Source organism: Paenibacillus sp. AD87 (assembly GCF_001659845.1).
GTDB classification, from domain to species: domain Bacteria; phylum Bacillota; class Bacilli; order Paenibacillales; family Paenibacillaceae; genus Paenibacillus; species Paenibacillus marchantiae.
Genome location: NZ_LXQN01000007.1, coordinates 3,712,076 through 3,733,647, shown reverse-complemented (window position 1 = coordinate 3,733,647; position 21,572 = coordinate 3,712,076). Strand labels below are relative to the sequence as shown.

22 protein-coding genes and 1 other RNA gene are annotated in these 21,572 nt (G+C 45.8%); 12 read left to right on the top strand and 11 right to left on the bottom strand.

What is annotated here, in order from left to right; all coding sequences use genetic code 11:
* Positions 1 to 8 precede the first annotated feature (8 nt).
* Positions 9 to 623 (bottom strand): class F sortase, encoded by a 615-nt coding sequence (locus tag gpAD87_RS16245; RefSeq protein ID WP_064639199.1) that lies wholly within the window; start codon positions 621 to 623, stop codon positions 9 to 11.
* Between the two features lie 76 nt (positions 624 to 699).
* Complete coding sequence (locus gpAD87_RS16240; RefSeq protein ID WP_064639198.1) at positions 700 to 978, bottom strand: hypothetical protein; 279 nt, start codon at positions 976 to 978, stop codon at positions 700 to 702.
* Between the two features lie 305 nt (positions 979 to 1,283).
* On the opposite strand from gpAD87_RS16240, the gene gpAD87_RS16235 reads away from it, so the two are divergent.
* Both gpAD87_RS16235 and pfkA read left to right on the top strand, forming a co-directional pair.
* Positions 1,284 to 2,363 carry a tetraprenyl-beta-curcumene synthase family protein gene (locus gpAD87_RS16235; protein WP_175480778.1) on the top strand — a complete coding sequence of 360 codons (1,080 nt, stop codon included), beginning with the start codon at positions 1,284 to 1,286 and terminating at the stop codon, positions 2,361 to 2,363.
* A 54-nt stretch (positions 2,364 to 2,417) separates the two neighbouring features.
* Positions 2,418 to 3,389 carry a 6-phosphofructokinase gene (gene pfkA / locus gpAD87_RS16230; RefSeq protein ID WP_053783630.1) on the top strand — a complete coding sequence of 324 codons (972 nt, stop codon included), beginning with the start codon at positions 2,418 to 2,420 and terminating at the stop codon, positions 3,387 to 3,389.
* Between the two features lie 81 nt (positions 3,390 to 3,470).
* On the opposite strand, the gene gpAD87_RS16225 is transcribed toward pfkA, so the two are convergent.
* The 4 genes from gpAD87_RS16225 to gpAD87_RS16210 all read right to left on the bottom strand — a co-directional run bounded on the left by gpAD87_RS16225 (position 3,471) and on the right by gpAD87_RS16210 (position 7,557).
* Complete coding sequence (locus gpAD87_RS16225; protein ID WP_064640975.1) at positions 3,471 to 4,832, bottom strand: MATE family efflux transporter; 1,362 nt, start codon at positions 4,830 to 4,832, stop codon at positions 3,471 to 3,473.
* Between the two features lie 204 nt (positions 4,833 to 5,036).
* Positions 5,037 to 6,218, bottom strand: a complete 1,182-nt coding sequence (locus gpAD87_RS16220; RefSeq protein ID WP_064639197.1) for a putative glycoside hydrolase — start codon at positions 6,216 to 6,218, stop codon at positions 5,037 to 5,039.
* A 162-nt stretch (positions 6,219 to 6,380) separates the two neighbouring features.
* Positions 6,381 to 6,569: a hypothetical protein gene (locus gpAD87_RS16215; RefSeq protein ID WP_170867818.1), complete on the bottom strand. Its 189-nt coding sequence runs from the start codon at positions 6,567 to 6,569 to the stop codon at positions 6,381 to 6,383.
* Between the two features lie 175 nt (positions 6,570 to 6,744).
* Positions 6,745 to 7,557 (bottom strand): YitT family protein, encoded by an 813-nt coding sequence (locus tag gpAD87_RS16210; protein WP_371121400.1) that lies wholly within the window; start codon positions 7,555 to 7,557, stop codon positions 6,745 to 6,747.
* A gap of 314 nt (positions 7,558 to 7,871) precedes the next feature.
* Between gpAD87_RS16210 and gpAD87_RS16205 the strand changes: the two genes are divergently transcribed.
* The 4 genes from gpAD87_RS16205 (at position 7,872) to gpAD87_RS16190 (ending at position 11,306) form a co-directional block, all read left to right on the top strand.
* Entirely contained in the window at positions 7,872 to 9,464 is a 1,593-nt protein-coding gene (locus gpAD87_RS16205) for a DEAD/DEAH box helicase (protein WP_063564799.1), read from the top strand.
* Between the two features lie 183 nt (positions 9,465 to 9,647).
* Positions 9,648 to 10,484: a YesL family protein gene (locus tag gpAD87_RS16200; protein WP_064639196.1), complete on the top strand. Its 837-nt coding sequence runs from the start codon at positions 9,648 to 9,650 to the stop codon at positions 10,482 to 10,484.
* 51 nt (positions 10,485 to 10,535) lie between these two features.
* Positions 10,536 to 10,727: non-coding RNA, 6S RNA (gene ssrS / locus gpAD87_RS16195), on the top strand.
* 186 nt (positions 10,728 to 10,913) lie between these two features.
* Complete coding sequence (locus gpAD87_RS16190) at positions 10,914 to 11,306, top strand: DUF1499 domain-containing protein (RefSeq protein WP_024629239.1); 393 nt, start codon at positions 10,914 to 10,916, stop codon at positions 11,304 to 11,306.
* 73 nt (positions 11,307 to 11,379) lie between these two features.
* Here the strand turns inward: gpAD87_RS16190 and tpx are convergent, their stop codons facing one another.
* Complete coding sequence (gene tpx, locus gpAD87_RS16185; protein WP_063564797.1) at positions 11,380 to 11,898, bottom strand: thiol peroxidase; 519 nt, start codon at positions 11,896 to 11,898, stop codon at positions 11,380 to 11,382.
* Between the two features lie 148 nt (positions 11,899 to 12,046).
* Here tpx and gpAD87_RS16180 point away from each other — a divergent pair, with 148 nt between their 5' ends.
* Entirely contained in the window at positions 12,047 to 12,673 is a 627-nt protein-coding gene (locus tag gpAD87_RS16180) for a rhomboid family intramembrane serine protease (RefSeq protein WP_063564796.1), read from the top strand.
* A 70-nt stretch (positions 12,674 to 12,743) separates the two neighbouring features.
* On the top strand, positions 12,744 to 13,655 hold the full coding sequence (locus gpAD87_RS16175; protein WP_024629242.1) for a LysR family transcriptional regulator: 912 nt from the start codon (positions 12,744 to 12,746) through the stop codon (positions 13,653 to 13,655).
* Between the two features lie 34 nt (positions 13,656 to 13,689).
* Here the strand turns inward: gpAD87_RS16175 and gpAD87_RS16170 are convergent, their stop codons facing one another.
* Positions 13,690 to 14,370, bottom strand: coding sequence for a zinc metallopeptidase (locus gpAD87_RS16170; protein WP_063564795.1), 681 nt, complete (start codon positions 14,368 to 14,370; stop codon positions 13,690 to 13,692).
* A 29-nt stretch (positions 14,371 to 14,399) separates the two neighbouring features.
* Positions 14,400 to 14,828 carry a MerR family transcriptional regulator gene (locus gpAD87_RS16165; protein WP_063564944.1) on the bottom strand — a complete coding sequence of 143 codons (429 nt, stop codon included), beginning with the start codon at positions 14,826 to 14,828 and terminating at the stop codon, positions 14,400 to 14,402.
* 354 nt (positions 14,829 to 15,182) lie between these two features.
* On the opposite strand from gpAD87_RS16165, the gene gpAD87_RS16160 reads away from it, so the two are divergent.
* From gpAD87_RS16160 to gpAD87_RS16150, 3 genes are read left to right on the top strand one after another with little or no spacing between them, the layout of a single operon-like run.
* A complete protein-coding gene (locus tag gpAD87_RS16160) occupies positions 15,183 to 16,583 on the top strand; it encodes an ammonium transporter (protein WP_064639195.1) in 1,401 nt (466 codons plus the stop codon).
* A 33-nt stretch (positions 16,584 to 16,616) separates the two neighbouring features.
* Positions 16,617 to 17,711 (top strand): DUF294 nucleotidyltransferase-like domain-containing protein, encoded by a 1,095-nt coding sequence (locus tag gpAD87_RS16155; protein ID WP_442950738.1) that lies wholly within the window; start codon positions 16,617 to 16,619, stop codon positions 17,709 to 17,711.
* Positions 17,708 to 18,445, top strand: a complete 738-nt coding sequence (locus tag gpAD87_RS16150; protein ID WP_063564793.1) for an exonuclease domain-containing protein — start codon at positions 17,708 to 17,710, stop codon at positions 18,443 to 18,445. Before gpAD87_RS16155 ends, gpAD87_RS16150 begins: the two co-directional genes overlap by 4 nt.
* Here the strand turns inward: gpAD87_RS16150 and gpAD87_RS16145 are convergent.
* A complete protein-coding gene (locus tag gpAD87_RS16145) occupies positions 18,431 to 18,919 on the bottom strand; it encodes a Mov34/MPN/PAD-1 family protein (protein WP_064639194.1) in 489 nt (162 codons plus the stop codon). The two genes, gpAD87_RS16150 and gpAD87_RS16145, sit on opposite strands and share 15 nt — an antisense overlap.
* A gap of 184 nt (positions 18,920 to 19,103) precedes the next feature.
* Here gpAD87_RS16145 and gpAD87_RS16140 point away from each other — a divergent pair, with 184 nt between their 5' ends.
* Positions 19,104 to 19,655, top strand: a complete 552-nt coding sequence (locus gpAD87_RS16140; RefSeq protein ID WP_064640973.1) for a TlpA family protein disulfide reductase — start codon at positions 19,104 to 19,106, stop codon at positions 19,653 to 19,655.
* Positions 19,656 to 19,749: 94 nt separating this feature from the next.
* Here the strand turns inward: gpAD87_RS16140 and cimA are convergent, their stop codons facing one another.
* On the bottom strand, positions 19,750 to 21,369 hold the full coding sequence (cimA, locus tag gpAD87_RS16135; RefSeq protein WP_064639193.1) for a citramalate synthase: 1,620 nt from the start codon (positions 21,367 to 21,369) through the stop codon (positions 19,750 to 19,752).
* Positions 21,370 to 21,572: the final 203 nt, after the last annotated feature.

Sequence of the window (21,572 nt, the reverse complement as noted above, 5' to 3'; positions counted from 1 at the left end):
CTTAAATGTTATTCAACCCATCGGGTATACACGACAAGACGCTTTTCGTGCTCTTTTTTTTTGCGATCGTATTTTCCAGTACATGTGATCAGATTCAACTGCTTTTCAGGGCTGTCACCGAATATTTTGTCCAAAGGAGCTTCTTGCGTATAATAAGATTGAACCTCCAAGACCTCGTATTTCATATATTGGTTGTTCTGGTCAAACAAAAAAACAAAAGCACCCGGTTTCAGATTTTTGAGTGGGTAGAATATGGCTGGACCTGTGTAGTTGTCCACATGACCGGCAACAATTGCATTTCCGTTTTCTCCAGGCAAAACTCCATCTGCATATAAACCTGCCACCTCACTGGACTTGGGTACTTGCAGTTGTCCATCCTCTGACAGATGAATAGGAATGATTGAAGTACTCAAATGAACCGATGGAATGCACAAACGGACCGGCTTCTTCATGACCATGGTTTGGCGAATTATTGTTTTTATCTCGGTACCAGCATCAATGTGATCGTTAGGAGCGGTTGTTCGGAAAGCGGTCTGTTCCTTCAAGCCATGTGCTGGAGATAAGATCAGGGACACAATAATTAGATAAATGACAATAGCGGCTAATGAAGTGTAGTTTTTCATGCGCTTCTCATCCTTATAAAATAAATTAAAGAACAAGAGAAAAGAAAAAGCTTTTCCTTTTCTCTTGTTACTTTTTTTACTCGCTTACACCGCCGTATCCTGTTTTGGGAAGGGCTTTTGGTGTAACGCTTTTCGCATGGATTTTATGCTCTTTGTTAACGGATTCCTGATGTAGCTTGTGTTCCTTGCCTTTATGCGATTTCATGTGCATCTTGTGTTCTGCCTTGTGCTCTGCTTTGTGTATGGATTTCTCCATTTTGTGCATTGGTTCAGTTGCAGCGGATGCAGATACAGATGCACCGGATACAGCCAGCATTAGGCATGCAGATAGAGAAACAATGGTTGCTTTATTCATACTTGAATTCCTCCTTGTGGGTAATTTGTAATGCAGAATTTAATATCCCCGAGTCGCGCATGATTATGGATTGTATTTTTTGACAGCCATTGTGGAAGTAGTCCATGTTAATAGTGATTGTTGTAAAGTTGAATTACGAGTGACGCAAATGAATGATGAGTTATTTTGCAACAAGTTGTTCGCGAATGTGATTTTTTGCTGTGATTATGTGGCAGATCATTTGTACAATTAAGGGGATCATATTATAATAGGATTGGTTAAAAATCGCTCTAATACGTATTCAACCAAGTGGAGGCACATTTATTTTGAGCCAATCAAATCGAAATCGTCATCAATATCCGCGTGGACCGTTGGCATTGATGAGAGGGGTGTACAAATACACCATTCCGGAAACGCGGAAGGAATTGGATGGATGGCGTGCCCAGGCTGAGAAAATTCCGAATGAGGAATTGCGCAATCAGGCACTGGCCAGTCTCAGGGACAAGCAGTTCCACTGTGAAGGCGGGACCGTTTATGCTTTACCTGATTTGCCGAACAGGCACATTCTGATTCCACTGATCGTTTCATATCAGACTATTAGTGATTATTTGGACAATCTGTGTGATCGCAGTACATCGATGGACCCGAATGACTTTCGGCTTCTCCATCAATCAATGCTTGATGCGGTAGATCCCGAAGCAACCCCTGTCAATTATTACGCGCTCCGTGAGGAGCAGGATGATGGTGGATACCTAAGGAATCTGGTGACCTCATGTCAAGAGCTGACCCGTCAGCTGCCAGGCTATGCATCCGCCAAGCCTCAAATTCAGGATCTGGCAGGCCTATACACGGACCTGCAGGTATATAAGCACATCAAGCCGGAACTGAGAGAAACGGCATTGCTGGAATGGTGGTCGGAACATCGTCACCGCACACCTCAGTTCCGTTGGAACGAATTTGCCGCCGCTACCGGCTCTACGCTGGGCGTATTCATGCTGTTTCTGGCTGCGAGTGATGATCAGCTGACAGAAGAGCAGGCGGCTTCGATCCACACTGCCTATTTTCCTCATGTATGCGCACTGCATATTATGCTCGATTATTTAATCGATCAGGATGAAGATCGCATCGGAGGGGATCTCAACTTCTGCAATTATTATGAGAATGTGGAGACAATGCTGGACCGAATTGCTTTTATTGTGGAGATGGCCCGCAGTGATGTGCAGAAAATTCCGGGGAGTGCGTTTCACCGGATGATTATCGAAGGACTGCTTGCCATTTACCTGTCTGATCCCAAAGTCAGCGAACAACAGGAAGTTCGCGTCGTTTCCAAGCGTTTGATGAAGAATAGTCCGATGACAAGAGTATTTTTCTTTATCTTTAGCCGCTGGATTCGTAAGCATATGTAAGTCAGGCGTATTGTGGTGGGAGCCTGAAGTGAAACTAGAGGAGGAAGAAACATCATGACAGCAGTAAAGAAAATCGCAGTTTTAACGAGCGGTGGTGATTCACAAGGGATGAACGCGGCTGTTCGTGCGGTTGTTCGCAGCGGACTGTTTCACGGTCTCGAAGTGTACGGGGTTCAACGTGGATACCAGGGTCTTTTGAATAACGATATTTTCCCAATGGACTTGCGGAGTGTAGGGGATATCATCCAGCGTGGGGGAACGGTTCTGCAATCGGCACGCTGCAAGGAATTCTATACCGCTGAAGGTCAGCAAAAAGGTGCAGACATTCTGCGTGCACGCGGCATTGACGGGCTGGTTGTTATTGGTGGGGACGGTTCATACAACGGCGCCAACAAACTGAGCAAGCTGGGCATCAACACGATGGGTCTTCCGGGAACGATTGATAATGACGTTTCTTTCACCGATTACACGATCGGATTCGATACAGCAGTAAGCGTAGTAGTAGATGCAGTTAACAAATTGCGCGATACCATGTCTTCACACGAACGTTCTTCCATCGTTGAAGTAATGGGTCGTCACTGTGGCGATATCGCTTTACATGCAGGACTCGCATCGGGTGCAGAAACCATTCTAGTACCGGAAGTCCCGTTTGACATGGACGAAGTGGCAGATCGCATGAAAGCCAACTTTGCACATGGCAAACGCCACAGTATCATCATCGTTGCTGAAGGCGTGGGCAAAGGTGAGGATGTAGCAAAAGAACTGATGGAACGCTGCCCAACATATGAGCCACGTGTAACTGTTTTGGGTCACATTCAGCGTGGAGGTACGCCAACTCCGTTTGACCGTAACCTTGCCAGTCGTCTGGGAGATTTCGCTGTTCGCAGTCTGATTGCAGGTGAGACAGACAAAGGTTGCGGTATTATCAAGGGAGAACTGACCCTGACCGATATTGATAAAGTTGTTAATACGAAAAAAGACTTCGATATGGTGACTTACGAGCTTGCACAGCGTTTGTCCCAATAATCCAGTTATCATCAAAAGTTCAAAACAAAAAGAGCACAGTTCCGATTTACAGCGGGCTGTGCTCTTTTTGTTATATTTCCATTATTTATTTTCAGCCATACGAACCGAGGCTTGCTTCTGCACAAGGAACAATCTCCAGAGAAGCGCCGTTGCTCCAACGGCGAGGCCGGCAATGAGTCCAACCCAGTATCCAAAGGCACCGAGTGAAGTATACGTAGCCGTGATGTAGCCGACAGGTAGACCGATGATCCAGTACGCGACAAACGTTATGATCAATGCAGGGTTCACATCCTTGTAGCCCCGAAGTGCTCCCTGCGTTGGGGTGGCAATGGCATCAGAGATTTGAAAGAAGATGGCGTAAATCAGGAAATGCTGTGTCAAAGCAATAACCTCGTGATCATTCGAGTACACGCCTGCAATTTGTTCCCCGAATACCAGTAATACCACAGCTGTTAACAGAGAGAGCCCAATGGCACCTCCGATACCCAGGAGACTATATTGCTTTGCGTCTCTCACACGCCCTGCGCCCGCTTCATAGCCCACAAGAATCGTAAGGGCCATACATATACTCACAGGCAGCATATACAGCGTAGAAGCGAAATTCAGGGCCGCCTGGTGGGCAGCAATCGTAATGGTGTCGAACCGGCTCATTAATAATGTGACCGCTGCAAAGATGGAGGTTTCAAAAAAAGTAGCGAAACCGATGGGGACGCCGATCTTGAGCAGCTCTTTCCATTTGTTCAATGAAATTTTAGGCATTTTCCGAAAGATACCATATTGGGCAAAGGGCTCAATCCGGTGTACGAAAAAGAGGCTGAGGAGAAAAATGAGCCAATATGTACTTGCTGTAGCCACACCTGCTCCAACACCTCCCAGTTGTGGGAAGCCCCAACGTCCGAAGATAAGTAAATAGTTCAGGAAGATGTTTACTGGCAGCGAAACCAGCGTAATCATCATGGTGATCCTTGTCTGTCCCAGTGCATCCATAAAACTCCGCAGCACAGTGTAGCCGAAAAGGGGGATAACCCCAAAAGCCAAAGCACACAGGAAATAGAAGGCGACTTGGGCAACTCGCGGCTCCAAAGGCATTCCGTTTAGAATCGGACTGAGCAGCAATGTGCCTGCTGCAAGAACGACGATTCCGACCGCCACACCGAGATATAAGGCTTGAATGACGCTATGACCAATCTTGTCATTACGCTTCGAACCGAGCAGGTGGGAGACGACAGGTGTAATGCCAATTAGAATACCACTTAGTCCTGTCTGCACCGGCAACCACAGACTTGTGCCAATGGCGACACCCGCGAGATCAGCAGGGGAGAACTTGCCTGACATATTGGTATCGAAAAACGACATGGCAGAGAGGGCGATTTGTGTGGTGAAGATGGGTAGAAATATAATCAGGAATTGCTTTACTTTTTGAGAAAAGCTGGTGGTGGTCATGTTCACTGGCAGTGCCTCACTTCTTAAGAGTTATCACTAAACTGTCATGTACGGACAGCTATTTATTGTAGTAGATTTTGCCCGATTTGAATAGGGAGGGGAACGTGGTTGTGTGGAAGGTAAGGTTGAGAGCATAGTAAAAAACCTCGTTCCAGAGAATATGGAACGAGGTTATTGGAGTAAAGTGAACAAAAAAAGAGTGCATTATTTATAGTTTACATCTGGTGTATATCGATTGGAGGCATTCCAGAGCAGGTACTCATCCACATCCATGTCTTTCATCGCGCGAATTTGGTCCTCTACCTGTTTTTTGCCGTATTTGATGTAATGTCCACTGCCTAACCAGCTCGCTGTAAAGTCCTGAATCCATGGGCGGATAACGGGTTTCAGCTCCTTGGTTGGATCCAGTTTCTTATGTGTATCTTTCATGGAGCCTTTGATGGTTGTATAGGGATCTTTGTCAGGGTCCTTCACACCGTACCAGCCGGTGGAGTAGTGACTTGGGTAAACCATCGGCGAGATGACATCCACGTTTTCAGATATCTTCACAAAATCCTGTCCAATACCCTCGGCTGCTGGAACAGAGGCGGCGTAACCGAATATATCAACCGAGACTCGAACACCCAGCGGTTCGAGCTCCTTGCGTGCATACTGCACGAATTCGGCTACAATGTCGACCCGAGACTTGTCAGACTTGGTGTATTTCAATGCGTCTGCACGCGTTTCAAAACCTTCCGGAAAACGAACATAGTCGAACTGGATTTCCTTAAATCCCAATTTAGCAGCTTCCTTGGCAATCTCTATATTGTAATCCCATACTTCCTTGCTGTAGGGATTCACGAAGCTGTCGCCTTTACCATTGGCCCATACAGAACCGTCCTTATTGCGGAAAGAGAGCTCCGGATTTTTCTTGGCGAGAATCGTATCCTTAAATACTACCACTCGTGCGATCGGGTAAACATCATGTTTTTGCAGACGTTTCATCAAGGCATCAATATCACGGATAAAAGGCTGAGATTTGCCCATTTCCTGTAACGTCTTGTTCTCCGTAGGGTAAGTTATGTATCCGAGATCGTCCTTGATATCAATGACCATGGAATTGAGCTCTGTGTTATCCATCAGATCGAGTAATGATGTCATCCGTGCACCACCGGCGCTGTAAGCCGTCACATAGATGCCTTTGACAACGGGTGCATCGGGTTGTGGGTCAATTTTGGCAGGTGGGTTATCCGCATCAATAACGACTTGATCTTTTTGAGATTGAATGATGGCGGTGTTGAAACTGTTTGTTAATGATTGAAAGGGTTGATTCCCTTGATCAGCTGTAGCTGGTGTACCACTGAAGGTTCCCCAGGCCATAGCCAGTAAAGCCCAAAACATGTTCATTCATTTCCACTCCCCTATGTGCATTCCATGTTTGAATTATACAATAAAGCCTCTGGGCTTTTAACCATATTATTCAAGTGATGAAACACATGGGGAAAATGAAAACCGCTTCCTGTTGAGGGGTAACCCCCACAAGAAGCGGCGTGATCAATCTAAAAAAAATTATTGAATGTAGATCTCATTTTGATGCTCACAAATACTGTACTGAATGATTTCCATTGCGTCTCCCTGTTCCAGGATGCCCAGCCCATCCCGGAGAACAATCAGTGAGTCGAGCTCATTCGGTTTTAAGAAAGGGAGCATTTCCGGGCACCATTTGTTGACGATTTCAAACAGTTTTACCGTTTCCATATCCACAATAATCACCCTTCCCTACTCGAATTCCAAAATGGTAAGTCATTCGGCGCGATTCGGAAAAGCACATGGTTCTGTGAAATTGAAGGGCACATTCTGCTATACAACATATTTAGGAGCCGTACACCGTTATTATACCACAATGTTTAGAATTGTTAACCGTACATCTGTCTCAACTTCGGCGGAAAGAGCCCATAACTCCAACCGTTTCCACAATATTAACAAAGGCGTTCGGATCCGTTTCCTTGATAATTCGTTTGATTTCAACGAGTTCGTAGCGAGTAGTCACTGTCATTAACATGTCCTTTTCGATGTCTGTATATGCTCCCTGGGTTTTGATTTTGGTGACCCCACGAGGGCGAACAAGCAATTTTTTCAACATCGCTTCGGTTTCATTGGTAATAATGTACAATGTGACTTTGACATGGCTGATATGAATCAGATCCAGCACTTTACCTGTGATATAGATCGATACCATGGAGGCAAGCGCGATATTCCAGTCATCATTCAGATATCCTGCCAGCATAATAATGGCTCCGTTCATGCCAGCCATTACCGTACCAATCGGGAAATCACGATTACGGGTGAAAATGGAACCAACAATGTCCAGACCGCCCGTCGAGCCGCCGACTCGGAAAGAAACTCCGGTACCCAGTCCCACTAACACGCCGCCAAATACACAGCTCAGAAGGGGGTCTGTTGCCACAGCAAAAACAGGCAGAAGCGCGATGAACCATGAAGTGGCTGCTACCGAAACAATACTTAATGTAATGAAGCGTCGTCCAAGAATAAACCAACCTGCAATGAGCAGAGGGATGTTCAGAACAAAATACATTATACTAAGATTCAAATTCGTAAAATAGCCGAGAAGCATGGAAATACCGGATACCCCGCCGCTAAGAAGCTGATGGGGAACCAAAAACCAGTTGAAGCCGCAGGCAATAGCTGCAGCACCCAATACGATCACTAAAAAGTGCCAAATCATTTTGGGCAATTTAATCACCTCATTTATATTTAAAGCCAGATTGCTGGTAATCTTGAATTGTTTTGTGATATAATAATTTGTGGATATTCTTGAGTAGGAAACTTTTCCTAAATGGAGCAATAAAATTTTGAAATGTTTCAAACACATGTATGTAGTTTTAGTCTTATGTTTGGGACCCATTCATGGAATTATATTCGTTCGTGAAAATAATTTGGCTTGATGGGATACCCTATAAATATTAACGCTACTTAAGAATACAGACAACAAAGTGGATTGTCCACCATGTCCACCATATAAAAGGAGCATGAATAATTTTGACAAATTTAAATTTCACAGATTTCAATCTTGAACCACTGGTGCTGCAAGCCATCACTGAGCTCGGGTTTGAAGAAGCAACACCGATCCAATCCAAAGCGATTCCTTTGGCACTCGAAGGCAGAGATTTGATTGGTCAAGCACAAACAGGTACGGGTAAAACAGCTGCATTCGGTATTCCGTTGATCAGCAAAATCACTAAAAGTGACGAGAAAATCCGCGCCCTCATTATGGCACCTACACGTGAACTTGCAATCCAAGTTGCTGAAGAAATCGAAAAACTCACTCGCTTCAAAGGTCTGCGCTCCCTGCCAATCTACGGCGGACAAGATATCGTTCGTCAGATTCGTGCATTGAAAAGAAAACCACAGATTATTATTGGTACACCTGGACGTCTCCTTGACCACATCAACCGCAAAACAATCAAACTTGATGATGTACAAACTGTTGTATTGGATGAAGCAGATGAAATGCTCGACATGGGTTTCATGGAGGATATTCAATCCATCCTGAAACAAGTTCCAGACGAGCGCCAAACAATGCTGTTCTCAGCAACAATGCCTCCTAACATTCAAAAATTGGCACAACAATTCTTGAACAATCCTGAGCACATTTCTGTGATCCCGAAACATGTTAGTGCACCATTGATTGACCAATCCTATATCGAAGTACCTGAGCGTCAAAAATTCGAAGCACTTAGCCGTTTGTTGGATATGGAATCTCCTGAGCTGGCGATCGTATTCGGACGTACAAAACGTCGTGTTGACGAATTGGCTGAAGCTTTGCAAAAACGTGGATATTCTGCAGACGGTCTTCATGGTGACTTGTCCCAGAATCAACGTGATGCGGTAATGCGTAAGTTCCGTGACGGCAGCATTGACGTTCTCGTTGCAACAGACGTGGCTGCACGTGGTCTCGATGTATCCGGCGTAACTCACGTTGTGAACTTTGACCTTCCGCAAGATCCGGAGAGCTATGTTCACCGTATCGGCCGTACAGGTCGTGCGGGTAAAGAGGGTGCTGCTTGGTCTTTCGTTACTCCGCGTGAGATCGACCACCTGCACTTTATCGAGCGTGTAACACGTCACCGTATTCCGCGCAAACCACTGCCAACAATGGCTGAGGCTGTAGAAGGAAAACAACGTTTGACAGCTGAGCGTTTGCTCGAAATCGTACAATCTGGCGAACTGAACGAATACAAAGGTATCGCGATTCAAATGCTTGAGCAATATGATTCTGTTCAACTGTTGTCAGCTGCTCTGAAGCTCCTGACAGGTGACAAAAAAGATGCTCAAGTTGATCTGACTCCTGAAGATCCGATCCGTGCAAAACGTCGTAAACCGGATGTTCGCTCTGGCGGACGCAAACCATCTGGTTACAGCGGCAACCGCAGCAGCAGTGGTGGTGGCGGTAGTTACAACCGTGATCGCAACAGCAGTGGCGGCGGACGTGGTGGATACAACCGCGATCGTAACAGCAGTGGAACTGGAAGTGGAAGTGGAAGCAGAGAAGGTGGTTACAACCGTGACCGCAAACCGCGTCCAAGCAACAACGAAGGACGTCGTCCTGCCAAAGATTCTTCTTTCGAATAATATACAAGTGTGAACTGGAAAATGGGGCAGGGCGACTGCTCCATTTTTTTATGTGCAGATTATGCCAAACCAGTGAGCCGTCGATCTCTTTTCGGGAAGGGCTGGCTTTTCCTATCTATAATAAGGTATATTAATATTATTAGAATTAAGGCTAGACGCAAGGCTGCGGAGGAGGAGAATTGTTTGGAATTTAAAGGAGCTATGGGTGGGATCTACCGACTTACAGAGTGGATTACGAGACTGGCCGCAACCAATCTGTTGTGGGCTATTTGTTCGTCTCCGTTCTTGTTTTTCTTGTTTATGAAACTGCTCGTGATGCAGCAGAACCTGGCTAACGAATCACTACAAATGAACTGGGCTATAGCCATTGTGGCACCGCTTACACTATTCCCGGCAACGTCGGCGCTGTTTACGGTTGTTCGTAAATGGAATATGGGTGATACGGACGTACCGATCTTCCGTACTTTCTTTGTAGGTTACAAAGAGAACTACAAGCAGAGTTTAATCGGAGGCATCTTCTATACGTTGCTGTTTGCCATCATGTATCTGGATTACACAGTATACATGACACAATTCAAGAATATGCAGCTGGTCGGAATTATTATGCTCGTACTGTTGCTGCTGCTGTTTGTTTCTCTCTTTAACTTCTTCTCGATGGTTGTGCATTACCACATGTCCATCGGATTGATTATCAAAAATGCGGTTCTATTGACGCTGATTAGACCATTCCGTGTATTTTCCACGTTGTTGGGAAGTGGATTGTTGTTCTATATCGGTTTTCGTTATCCGGTCTTGTTCATCTTCTTCATTATTAGTATTGTTGCCTGGTTTGCTTTCTTCAACTTCTACGCAACGTTTAATAAGATGCAGGAGCAGATGGAGAAGATGCAGCTGAAGAAAGAAGAAGAGGAAGCTGCACAAGCCGCTGAACAGGCAGGGGAGTCAGTTGAGACGATAGAGACGGCTGAACCATCTGAGATTAAATCATCTGACGAAAAACACGATAATCTCCAAAAATAAAACATGAGCTGTCACCATTTACTTTTTACACAGTTAGGGATATAATAATTGTACATCCTGCGATGTACGTTTCGGTTATTCGTTGTTTTGAACCAATGATGATGTCTTCGGGAGATCAATACAGAATGTTGCTGAAACGCCCTGTCTATATGACATGGGGACTTCAAAAAACATTTTTGCGGCCACCCACCTGCCAAGCAGGTTCATAAGACAATGTAGCCGGACGGCATAGGCGGGTTCCTATTTTATCATGTACAGCACCCTGACTCTTTCCTCTAATCGAGGAATTTCAGGGTGCTTTTTATTTGAGCTTATTTTGTTGAATAGGCTGTATTTTGTTAAAAGTGTCGCTTGCCCTTTTGTTACTACATGAACAATGTTACACTAGTATACATAAATGGAACGGTTACATTCAAAGGAGGAAGGGTCTTGACCTTAAAGAGAACGCTCGTCGGTATCATCCGCAGCATGGAGGGAACCAGCGATCGAGCCAAGGATCCCAAATTAAAAACACGGTATTATAACTTATCCAAAGACAGAGCCTGGGAAGAGGTTTCTTCGACACTCAAAAAAATTCCAGGTTATAAAGTGCTGCATGAAGTGCCTTCTGTGGGAGAGGTCATACTGGAGAAGCGGACTACCTTTGGACGGACGATGGATATTACGGTTTCCATTATATCGGTAAGTCCTGTACGCAGTGCGGTCGATATGTATTCGGCTTCACGTGGTTCACTTGGAGATCTGGGTTCTAATTATCGCACGATCATGAACTTGTTCTCCGTATTGGATAAGAAGCTGAGTAAGTATAAGTCAAATGATTGAAATAGATGGGTGAATAACAAAAAGCGAGAGAAGGTTAACCTTCCTCGCTTTTGTTCTGAACGTGAACTACCTTTTACAGCAAGGCTTTTACAGCGGAAATCGCTTGCTCGAAGTTAGGGGAGTCTGTCATTTCAGGCAGATATTCCACATATGTAATTCGGTCTTCAGCATCCAACACGAAGATGGAGCGCATGTCCAATTGGAATTCTTTGATCAGAACACCGTAGTCTTCACCGAATGAACGTGTTTTGTAATCAGACAGTGTTACGACGCGATCAACTCCGGCTGCTCCACACCAGCGTGCTTGTGCAAATGGAAGGTCAACGCTTACTGTCAATACGACAACATTGTCTCCGAGATCTCCTGCTTCAACGTTGAAGCGACGGGTTTGGGCATCGCATACGCCAGTATCCAGTGAAGGAACAACGCTGATTAATTTGATTTTACCTGCGAAGTCTTTCAAGGATGCATCTTCAACCAGGTTTTTACTCAGTGTAAAATCGGGTGCTTGATCGCCCACTTTCAATTCGGGTCCGATCAATGTAATAGGGTTGCCTTTAAAGGTGGCTGCGCCTGTACGTTCTTGTGCCATAATAATGTTCCTCCTTATAAGTTGGTGATCCGTGCCAAAATCCATTATAATCTTTTATGAAAGGCATTGTCCAATTCGGACGAAGGATCATTAGAATGGGTCAGACTTACAGGCCGATCTGAACAGGGTGGAGTGAAAGCAGAAACTTATGATATTTATAAGGTATGAGAACTGGAAAAGTTATTTGAAATTTTTTCCTTTGACGTCGATTCTTTTAATTGCCAATGTTGTTATGTTTATTGTATTGAGTTTGAACGGTGGTTCCACAAACAGTATGACGCTGCTTAAGTTTGGAGCGCTTGTTAACCACGAGTTATTTGCAGCAGATTGGTGGCGTTACATTACGTCCATGTTCTTGCATGCTGGTTTCAGTCATTTGTTGTTTAACAGCTTTGCTCTCATCGTATTTGCACCACCAATGGAACGGCTGCTTGGGTCGGTAAGATATGGTGTGTTGTACTTGGGTGGAGGCATTCTGGGCAACATTCTGGCTGTTGCGTGGTATAACTCGGTTGGAGCGACGACAATCTCGGTGGGTGCTTCAGGAGCAATCTATGCAATCTATGGTGCGTTTCTGTATGTAGCTTTGTTCCAGCGGACAATGATGGACGAGACCTCACGTAAAACGTTGTATACACTGCTTGTATTCGGAATTATTTTTTCCTTTGCCATGACAGGCATTAACTGGATGGCGCATTTGGGTGGGTTATTAGGTGGATTCTTCATTTATGGACTTCTCATCCGCTTGTGGAAACCCCGCAGCTTTAAGCAGTAGTCGGATTGATCTGAAGACGGAATGCAATCAAGGATAAGTAGGGTATAGCAGATTGGAGAGATCAGTGGCAGTGGAATTAAGACAGTTGCATTACTTTTTGAAAGTGGCACAGAAGGAGCATGTTACGCAGGCGGCGGAGGAATTGCACGTAGCGCAATCTGCGGTGAGTCGTCAGATTCATCAGCTGGAGGAAGAACTGGGAGTAGACCTCTTTATGCAAAAAGGGCGAAATCTGCAGTTGACCGCAGTCGGGCAGCTCTTTTGCAAACGGGTTGAAGGTATATTGAAAGATCTGGACAAAGCGGTCGGGGAGGTTCATGAGTTTCTCGACCCGGAGCATGGTGAAATTCGTATTGGTTTTCCTCATAGTCTCGGTATTCACTTGATTCCTTCGGTTGTAGCAGCGTTCCGTCAGCGTTATCCTAACGTCAAATTCAGATTCAAGCAAGGCATGTTCCCAACGCTCATTCGTGATGTGTTATCGGCTGAAGTGGACTTGGCATTTATATCTCCATTTCCGGAAAAGCACGACCAGGTAGATGGTGACATTGTGCTTACGGAAGAACTGCATGCAATCCTTCCGCCCAATCATCCATTGGCTGGTGAAGAGAGCATTGCGTTAGAGCAACTTAAAGATGATAAGTTTGTATTATTCAGTAAAGGGTATTCTCTGCGTCCGATTGTTTGGCACGCATGTCTTGAAGCGGGATTTACGCCCAAGATTGCTTTTGAGGGTGAAGAGACGGATACCATTCGTGGGCTGGTTGCCGCCGGTATGGGAGTGAGTTTACTGCCAGAAATGGCGCTTTTCCAGACGAATCCGCTGCAACCGGCACATGTAGCCATTTCTCATCCCAAAGTCACGCGTACGATTGGGTTGATCCATCGAGCGGATGACAAGCTTCCGCTTGTTGCGCAGTCATTTCGTTCATTCTTGCTTAATTATTTCGGTTTACAGCAAAACAATACCCCATCCGATTAACGGTGGGGTATTGTTTTTTTGTTTTTGTATTGAATTAGTCGCGGCTATTGAAAATTCCGATGTAACGAACCAGTTCCAGCAATGAGATTAACGCTGCAGCGACATAAGTTAATGCTGCGGCATTCAATACTTTGGCGACGCCTCTTTCTTCTTCGTTCCGGATATAACCTTCCGATACCATAATCTCTCTTGCGCGATTACTAGCATTAAACTCGACCGGCAACGTAATGAGTTGGAACGCAACGGTTACGGAGAAGAAAATAATACCAATACCGACAAGGTTCATTGCATTAAAGATGAATCCAGCAATGAGCAAGAAGGGCGCAAGTCCGGATGCAAAGTTGACGATCGGGAAAATCCGGTGACGTAGTGCCAACATCGGATAACTTTCCTTGTGCTGGATCGCATGGCCAACTTCGTGACACGCAACGGAGACAGCCGAGATTGAATTTTCATAATATACAGGCTCAGACAACCTCACGACACGATTGATTGGATCGTAGTGATCGGAGAGTGCTCCACGCACGGGTTCAATAGGAACGTCGTGTAGGCCATTGGAATCAAGCATGTGACGGGCAGCATCGTAACCGGTCATTCCATTCAGGTTTTTAACATTAGACCAACGATTGAATGTACTCTTAACGCGAAATTGCGCCCATAAGGAGAGCAAAAAGGCGATAATGATCAAAACGAACATACCGTTATTAAAACTCATATTCATTCCTCCGCTTTCTAAATAATAAGCTACATCATGGTGTTCTCAAGCAAGATTTTCAAAGCTTCCATCGTACCAGCACTTTTGGTGAGCAGTCCGGCCATCATCTTGCGTGCTTGTACAGGTTTCATCTCGCCTAGCAGCGGTTTAAGCTCATTCACCTCTCGCTCCAGCTGTTGCACGTGGAGCTCCAATGTTGTCAGTTTGCTGGCAACCTGTTCTTCCGTGCTCACAAGACTCCACTTCTCAAGAGATTGCTTAATCTCGTCGAGACTATATTTCTCTTGTTTCATGTGTACAATACGTTCGAGCCTGGTTAAAGTTTCATTACTATAAAGACGATAGTTTTTTTCTGTGCGCTCTTCAGGAGCGATGAGACCGAGCTTTGTGTAATAATCAATCGTCCGTTCGCTCACACCTGCAGTTTTGGCAAGTTCGCCAATCCGAAACAATTTCATATCCCCAATGATATTCACCTCGCTTGCAAGTTCAAATGTAGGGAATTGTAGATTCCAGTTGCGGCTTTGCATAACCCGCCCAATTTTTTTCTTACTATTAGTTATGATACATGATCTTTAACCATACAGTCAAACGTTACGCTTTGACGGCTGTCAAGCTGCGTTTCTATATCTATGTACTCATGGGACATGATTATGTACTTAAGTGCAAGAAAAAGACGTATGACTTTATTCCCAGAAATATTTTTCAATTTTGCTGAAAATACTCTTGTCAACTTTCCTGTCTTCTGCTTATAATGGCATTAAGAGTTTCACGATATGTGAAGAAACTTAACATAAGAGGGAGTGGGGTATATGAGAAAGAAATGGTTGGTTTCGGTGTTAATAATGCTTACTTTATTGGCTTTCCCGGTCAGCGCATTTGCAGCTGCGGAGGGGCCGACTAACATCGAACTTCAAAGCGGTCTGAACTCAGCCTTTACGTTTCTGGCTGTTGTGCTGGTTTTCCTGATGCAAGGGGGATTTGCTTTACTTGAAGCGGGTTCAACTCGAATGAAAAACGCAGGACACATTGCGGGTAAAACAATCCTGACATTGGGAATTTCAGTTATTGCCTTCTGGGCTCTAGGCTTCGGTCTTGGTTTCGGTAATGGTAACAGTTTCTTCGGAACAACCGGATTTTTCCTGAGTGGGGACGGAATGGCGGCTTCGTTCGAATCACTGGCCTTCTCTGATGTTCCGCTAACAATCAAGTTTGTATTCCACCTTGCCTTTGCAGCAGTATCCCTGGCCATTGCCTGCGGTGGTATGGCTGAACGTGCAAAGATGAGTGTATATATCGTTTTCGGTACGCTGTACACCATTATCATGTATCCGGTTGTTGCTCACTGGGTATGGGGCGGCGGCTGGTTGGCTGAGCTTGGTATGCAAGACTTTGCAGGTTCGACGGTTGTCCACTTGACGGGTGCAACTGCCGCACTGGTAGCTACCATCTTGTTGAAGCCGCGTATCGGCAAATATAACAAAGATGGTAAACCTAACATCATTCCAGGTCATAACCAAGTTTATTCCGTACTCGGTGTAATTATCCTTTGGATCGGTTGGTTCGGTTTCAACCCAGGTAGTACATTATCTGCCATGGGTGATGGATTCTTCGGTTATGTAGCATTGACTACAAACGTTGCTGCGGCTGCTGGTGGTGTGGCTGCACTGTTGATCTCATGGGCTGTATTGGGTAAATCCGATATTCCTAGCATGCTGAACGGGGTGCTTGCGGCACTCGTTGCCATCACAGGTGCTTGTGCTTTCGTTGAACCATGGGCAGCACTGGTTATTGGTGCTCTGGCAGGTATTATCACATTCTTCACTGCTCAATTCTTTGAGCGTAAAGGAATTGATGATCCAATCTACGCCTTCTCTGTACACGGTATTGCCGGTATGTGGGGAGCGATCTCCACAGGTTTGTTCGCAACACCAGAACTTGCTGAGAATGCAGGCGTAGGTCAAGCGGGACTGTTCTACGGTGGCGGTTTCCACCAACTGGGTGTTCAACTTCTGGGTCTGGCAGGCGCATTTGCCTTCGTACTGATTATGTCCTTCATTATTCTCGGTGGTATGAAATCTATCATGGGAATCCGTGTAACGGAAGAAGAAGAAACAATGGGTCTGGATTTAAGTGAGCATGGTACTTACGGGTACCCTGAACAAATGAAAAATGTAGAAACTAAATCCAATGGCGGTACGTTCAGCTCCTAAGAGGAATGATTGCTGAATCATGCTTCAAGGAGGCTGGACATGATGGAACCCATCCCGTATATAAATCAATCCTGGTCCTATCAGGGAATAGATGGTGCGGCATCTTCTCAAGAACTGCGCCAGGCACGTGTGATATTGCAGAATGAGCTCCAGGAACTGTTGTCCGCTTCCTTGTCGCCGATTGAATGGTACCAGACGGTAAATGAACTGCATGACCGGGTTGCTCGGCGGGCAGTAGAATTATGCATCCAGGGGATGGTAGAGGAAGGCTTAGGCCGACCTCCCGTCCCCTATGCCTTTATCGTATTTGGCAGTTCCGGCAGGCAAGAAGCGACGTTATGGAGTGATCAGGATAATGGCATGATTATCAGCGATACCCCGGATGAGGGGAAAGAGGTATATTTTGCCGAACTCGGACTCCGGATAACCGATATGTTGGAGGCACTTGGCTACGCCAAATGTGAAGGCAAAGTGATGTGTTCGGAACCTTTATGGAGGAAAACGCTGGAGTCATGGAAGGAACAACTGAAAGCATGGGGATCGGACCTGTCATGGGAGCCGGTTCGCAATCTGATTATCGCTTCAGACATGCGTTTTGTTGCAGGTGAGCCACAGCTCGCGGAGGAATGGATTTCTGCATTTTATGAAGGATTCAGATCGGTTCCTGAGCTTTCTGATGCTGTGCTGCGCAATACCGTTAAACATAAGGCAACACTGAACATCCTCGGAAGGGTAGTGACCGAACGATTCGGTGAACATGCAGGTGGATTCGATGTGAAATACGGCTTGTATATTCCGCTGGTGAACAGTGCGCGTTTTCTGGCTTTACAGCATGGTATCAAAGAAACGTCCACGCTCAAGCGGATTCAGAGATTGGTATCACTCGAAGCAGTTCCGCTTACTTTGCTGGATTCAGCTCAGCGAGCCTTTATGACGGCTTTGAAACTGCGACGCAGTACACCCGTTGTGATGAAACAGGGGTTACAGCATAGCGGTGGTTTCCTAAATGAGAGACAGTTGAAGGAAAAACAAATGCTTTATGAACTCCGGGATACGTTAGGGTTGGTGCGGCGAGTACATCGTGCGCTGCAAAGACAACTTCGTTTTGCAGAAAGGAGACGTCCATGAGAGAGCCGGCAAGGGGCAATACTGGATTCTGGAATTCGCTGCGCCAGGGAGGGGTTCCTTCCGCCATCGCTTCCATAATGGGAGCCCCTACGGCGCAACATATGGCGTTCATCCGTTCGATGATGAGAGAACAGCGCAGACCCGAGGTACTGCACACACCCTTGAACGAATTGAATGCTGTCGTATTCGATCTAGAAACGACGGGCTTCTCGCCCCAGCATGGGGATGAGATCCTTTCCTTTGGGGCGGTGCGTATTAATGGCGGTGTGATGCTGGAGAATGAGCAGTTCTATACGTTGGTTCAGTCCAAAGTCTCCGTTCCGGAACACATTACTGAACTGACGGGAATTACTCAGGAAATGACGATGCATGCTCCGTCGCTCCTGGAAGGCTTGCATGACTTCATGTCTTTTGTTGGCGGAAGTGTACTGGTTGCCCATGCAAGCGCGCATGATCGGGCTTTTCTGAATGCGGCCTTGTGGCGGACATCCAAAGTAAGGTTAACGCACCGGCTCATCGATACGATGATGCTGGCACGTTGGCTAGAACCAAACAGGCCGGGCTATGGTCTGGATGAATTGCTGGAATCCAAAAGTATTCCGATCTATGGACGCCACCACGCTTTGGAGGACGCCAAAATGACAGCACAGTTATGGTCCTGTTATCTGGAGGATATGTCTCGCAAAAATGTAGAAACATTGGGTGATCTTTACACCCAGTTAAGTCACGCATAGCTGGGCGGGCTGTAAGCTGTATGATTGGACATGGCTCATTCCAATGCTTGAATCAACATTTGAATGAATTTGATAACCATTTAGAAGCATCTTTGATTGTGTACCAGTTGTCTGATCAGGCGAGCCTATAAAATAGACCTTGAGTAATCCGGCGAAAATTGGTAGGTTACGCAGATCCTCATTGGAAGGTACGGGAGTGGTTCGGGGGTGGGAGTGAAAGAGTCCGATAAGTTGTGGCTCATTGAACACACACCGGATCCATTCTGCATCATCCAATGCAAAATGGTGCAGCGGGTCAGGCGCTACGTTACGAATGGGCTGAAACCGACTGATTCGTATGCCGCCCGCTGCGGCTTCACCCAGCACAACCCCGCAGGTTTCCTGTGGCAGTGAAGCGAACATGTACTTAGACATCTCCTGTTCTACGGAGGAAGGGATGTATAAGGTGTTTTGCTGCCCGTGAAGTGCTGCCATTTGTATTCACCCCTCTCTCTTTGGCTCCTGCTTCGGCAGGAGTCCTTTTTTATTTTATTTTGTGTGACTCGGATTGTAAAATTTTAAAGGAAAAGGGTACAATATGATAGAGATCTTGAAATATCTCACATGTTAGAAGAGCGTGAATCTCAATATGTTTGATTATACAAAAGGGTGGCTGGTCATGAAACGAAATATATACATACTGCTGGGTGTTGTTTTGCTTGTGGGCATTGCTTTGGCCCAAAATGCAGATAACGGAATCGCAGCCGTGTTTAAGCAAGAGGAGCCAATGCCGACGGAGACGGGGCCGAAAGCGGGTTTACTGGCACCAGCATTCTCTTTGAAAGCCATGGATGGGAAAACCTACGCTGTAGGTGGAGCCAAGGAAAAGGCCATCTTCGTCAGTTTCTGGGCATCCTGGTGTGAACCGTGCAAGCAGGAAGCTCCTGCGCTCAATACATTAGCAGCAAAATACAAGGATAAACTGGATCTCTACGGTGTGAATGTAACTTCGTACGATAAAATCAGGGATGCCAAAGCTTTTGTAGATGAATACAAACTGACGTTCCCTATTCTGCTTGATGAAGACGGAACAGCTTATGCCAAATATAACGGTTTAGCTTTTCCGACGAATGTACTGATTGATTCCCGAGGTGTCGTTCAGGAAATTATCTTGGGGATTTTGCCTGAGAAAGAGCTGGAGCGCAAAATCAAGGAGTTAATTGCGGATTAACCAAGCAAGAAGCTAGCCAAGCGAGAAGCAAAAGCGCCTGTCTTCCAATGTTTTTTGGAGACAGGCGCTTCTTTTATTTTCCGGGAAATATGCATTAATGGTTGCTTAGTCCGTGAGCAGGGACGTTGACTACGCCAGGCTCGTCCTGCAATTTTTCCTGAAGAAGGGCATAACGGAAACTGTGTACGAGGGCTTCCCAGCTCGCTTCAATCACGTTCTCGGATACACCGACTGTATTCCACGTGTTTTCCGTGTTTTTAGATTCAATTAATACACGAACCTTCGCGGCAGTAGCATCTTTCTCATCCAGAACACGTACTTTATAGTCGGACAGATGCATGTTGGCAAGGGAAGGGAAATACTGCACAAGCGCTTTCCGAAGTGCGTTATCCAGTGCGTTGACCGGACCGTTGCCTTCAGCTGCGGTATACGCACTTGTTCCGCCTACGTTAAGTTTAACAAAGGCTTCCGAAACAACAGACTTGCCAGCCACTTTTTCAACAAGCATCTTGAACGATTCAAAGGTAAACAATTCTTTCATGTCACCGTTGGCTTCACGAATCAACAATTCAAGAGAGGCATCGGCGCCTTCGAACTGATAGCCCTGATGTTCCAGATCTTTGATTTTCTCAATGATCTGACGTGAGTTGGCACTGCTTGGATCGAATTCAAGACCCAGTTCCTGTGCTTTGGACACAATGTTACTTTGTCCTGCCAGTTCGGAGACGAGCACACGCTGTTTATTACCAACCAACTCAGGAACGATGTGTTCGTAAGTTCGGGAATCACGCAATATGGCAGAGACGTGAATACCGCCCTTGTGAGCGAAAGCAGCATTTCCGACATAAGGCTGGTTGATTGGCATATTTACGTTGGCAATCTCACTGACATAACGGGCAACATTCGTGAGCTGTCTCATTGAATCCTCAGAAACGCACTCATATCCAAGCTTCAGTTGCAGGTTAGGGATAATGGAAGCCAGATTAGCATTACCACATCTCTCTCCATAACCGTTCATCGTACCTTGCACCTGTCTGGCACCAGCTTGTACAGCGCTTAAGGTGTTGGCTACAGCAAGTTCACAGTCATTATGTGTATGAATGCCCAGCTGGGCTTGCGGAAGTCGTCCAGCGAGAGTGGACACGATCTCGTACACTTCATGCGGCATCGTTCCACCGTTGGTGTCACACATTACAAGCCAGTCCGCTCCAGCTTCATGGGCTTTGGTCAATACAGCCTGTGCATATTCTGGATTGTTCTTAAATCCATCGAAGAAATGCTCTGCATCAAAAATGACTTCCATATCGTTTTGTTTCAGATAGGCAATGGAGTCGTAGATCATCGACAGATTTTCTTCCAAAGTGGTCTGCAAAGCAGTGTGTACGTGGAAATCCCACGACTTGCCTACCAGAGTCGCTGCCTGAGCACCGGATTCAATCATGCGCTTCAAGTTGGCGTCTTCACTGGCGATGCTACCTTTACGACGCGTACTGCCAAAAGCGACAACCTTCGCGTTCAGGTTCAGTTCCTTGACTCTTTTGAAAAACTCAATGTCCTTGGTGTTGCTGCCTGGAATTCCGCCTTCAATATAATGAGCACCCAGGTCATCGAGCTTCTTGGCAATTTTGAGCTTGTCATCTGCCGATAAGCTGACTCCCTCCCCTTGTGTGCCGTCACGTAAAGTCGTATCGAAGATGGAGATGGCCTTTGACATGAAGATCCTCCTTTAAGATGAAACGCTTTTTTTAGAAAGTTTAATGGTGTGTTTAAAAAACATATGGGCATGTTGGTGACGAATCCTTCGATTCTGTACCGCTACACTGTATTAAATTCAAAGTGTAGATTTGTCCTAAAATCGTGAATTTGTATAATTAATTATTATAGCACCATTATCGCCAAATGCTACATCGAATTCAC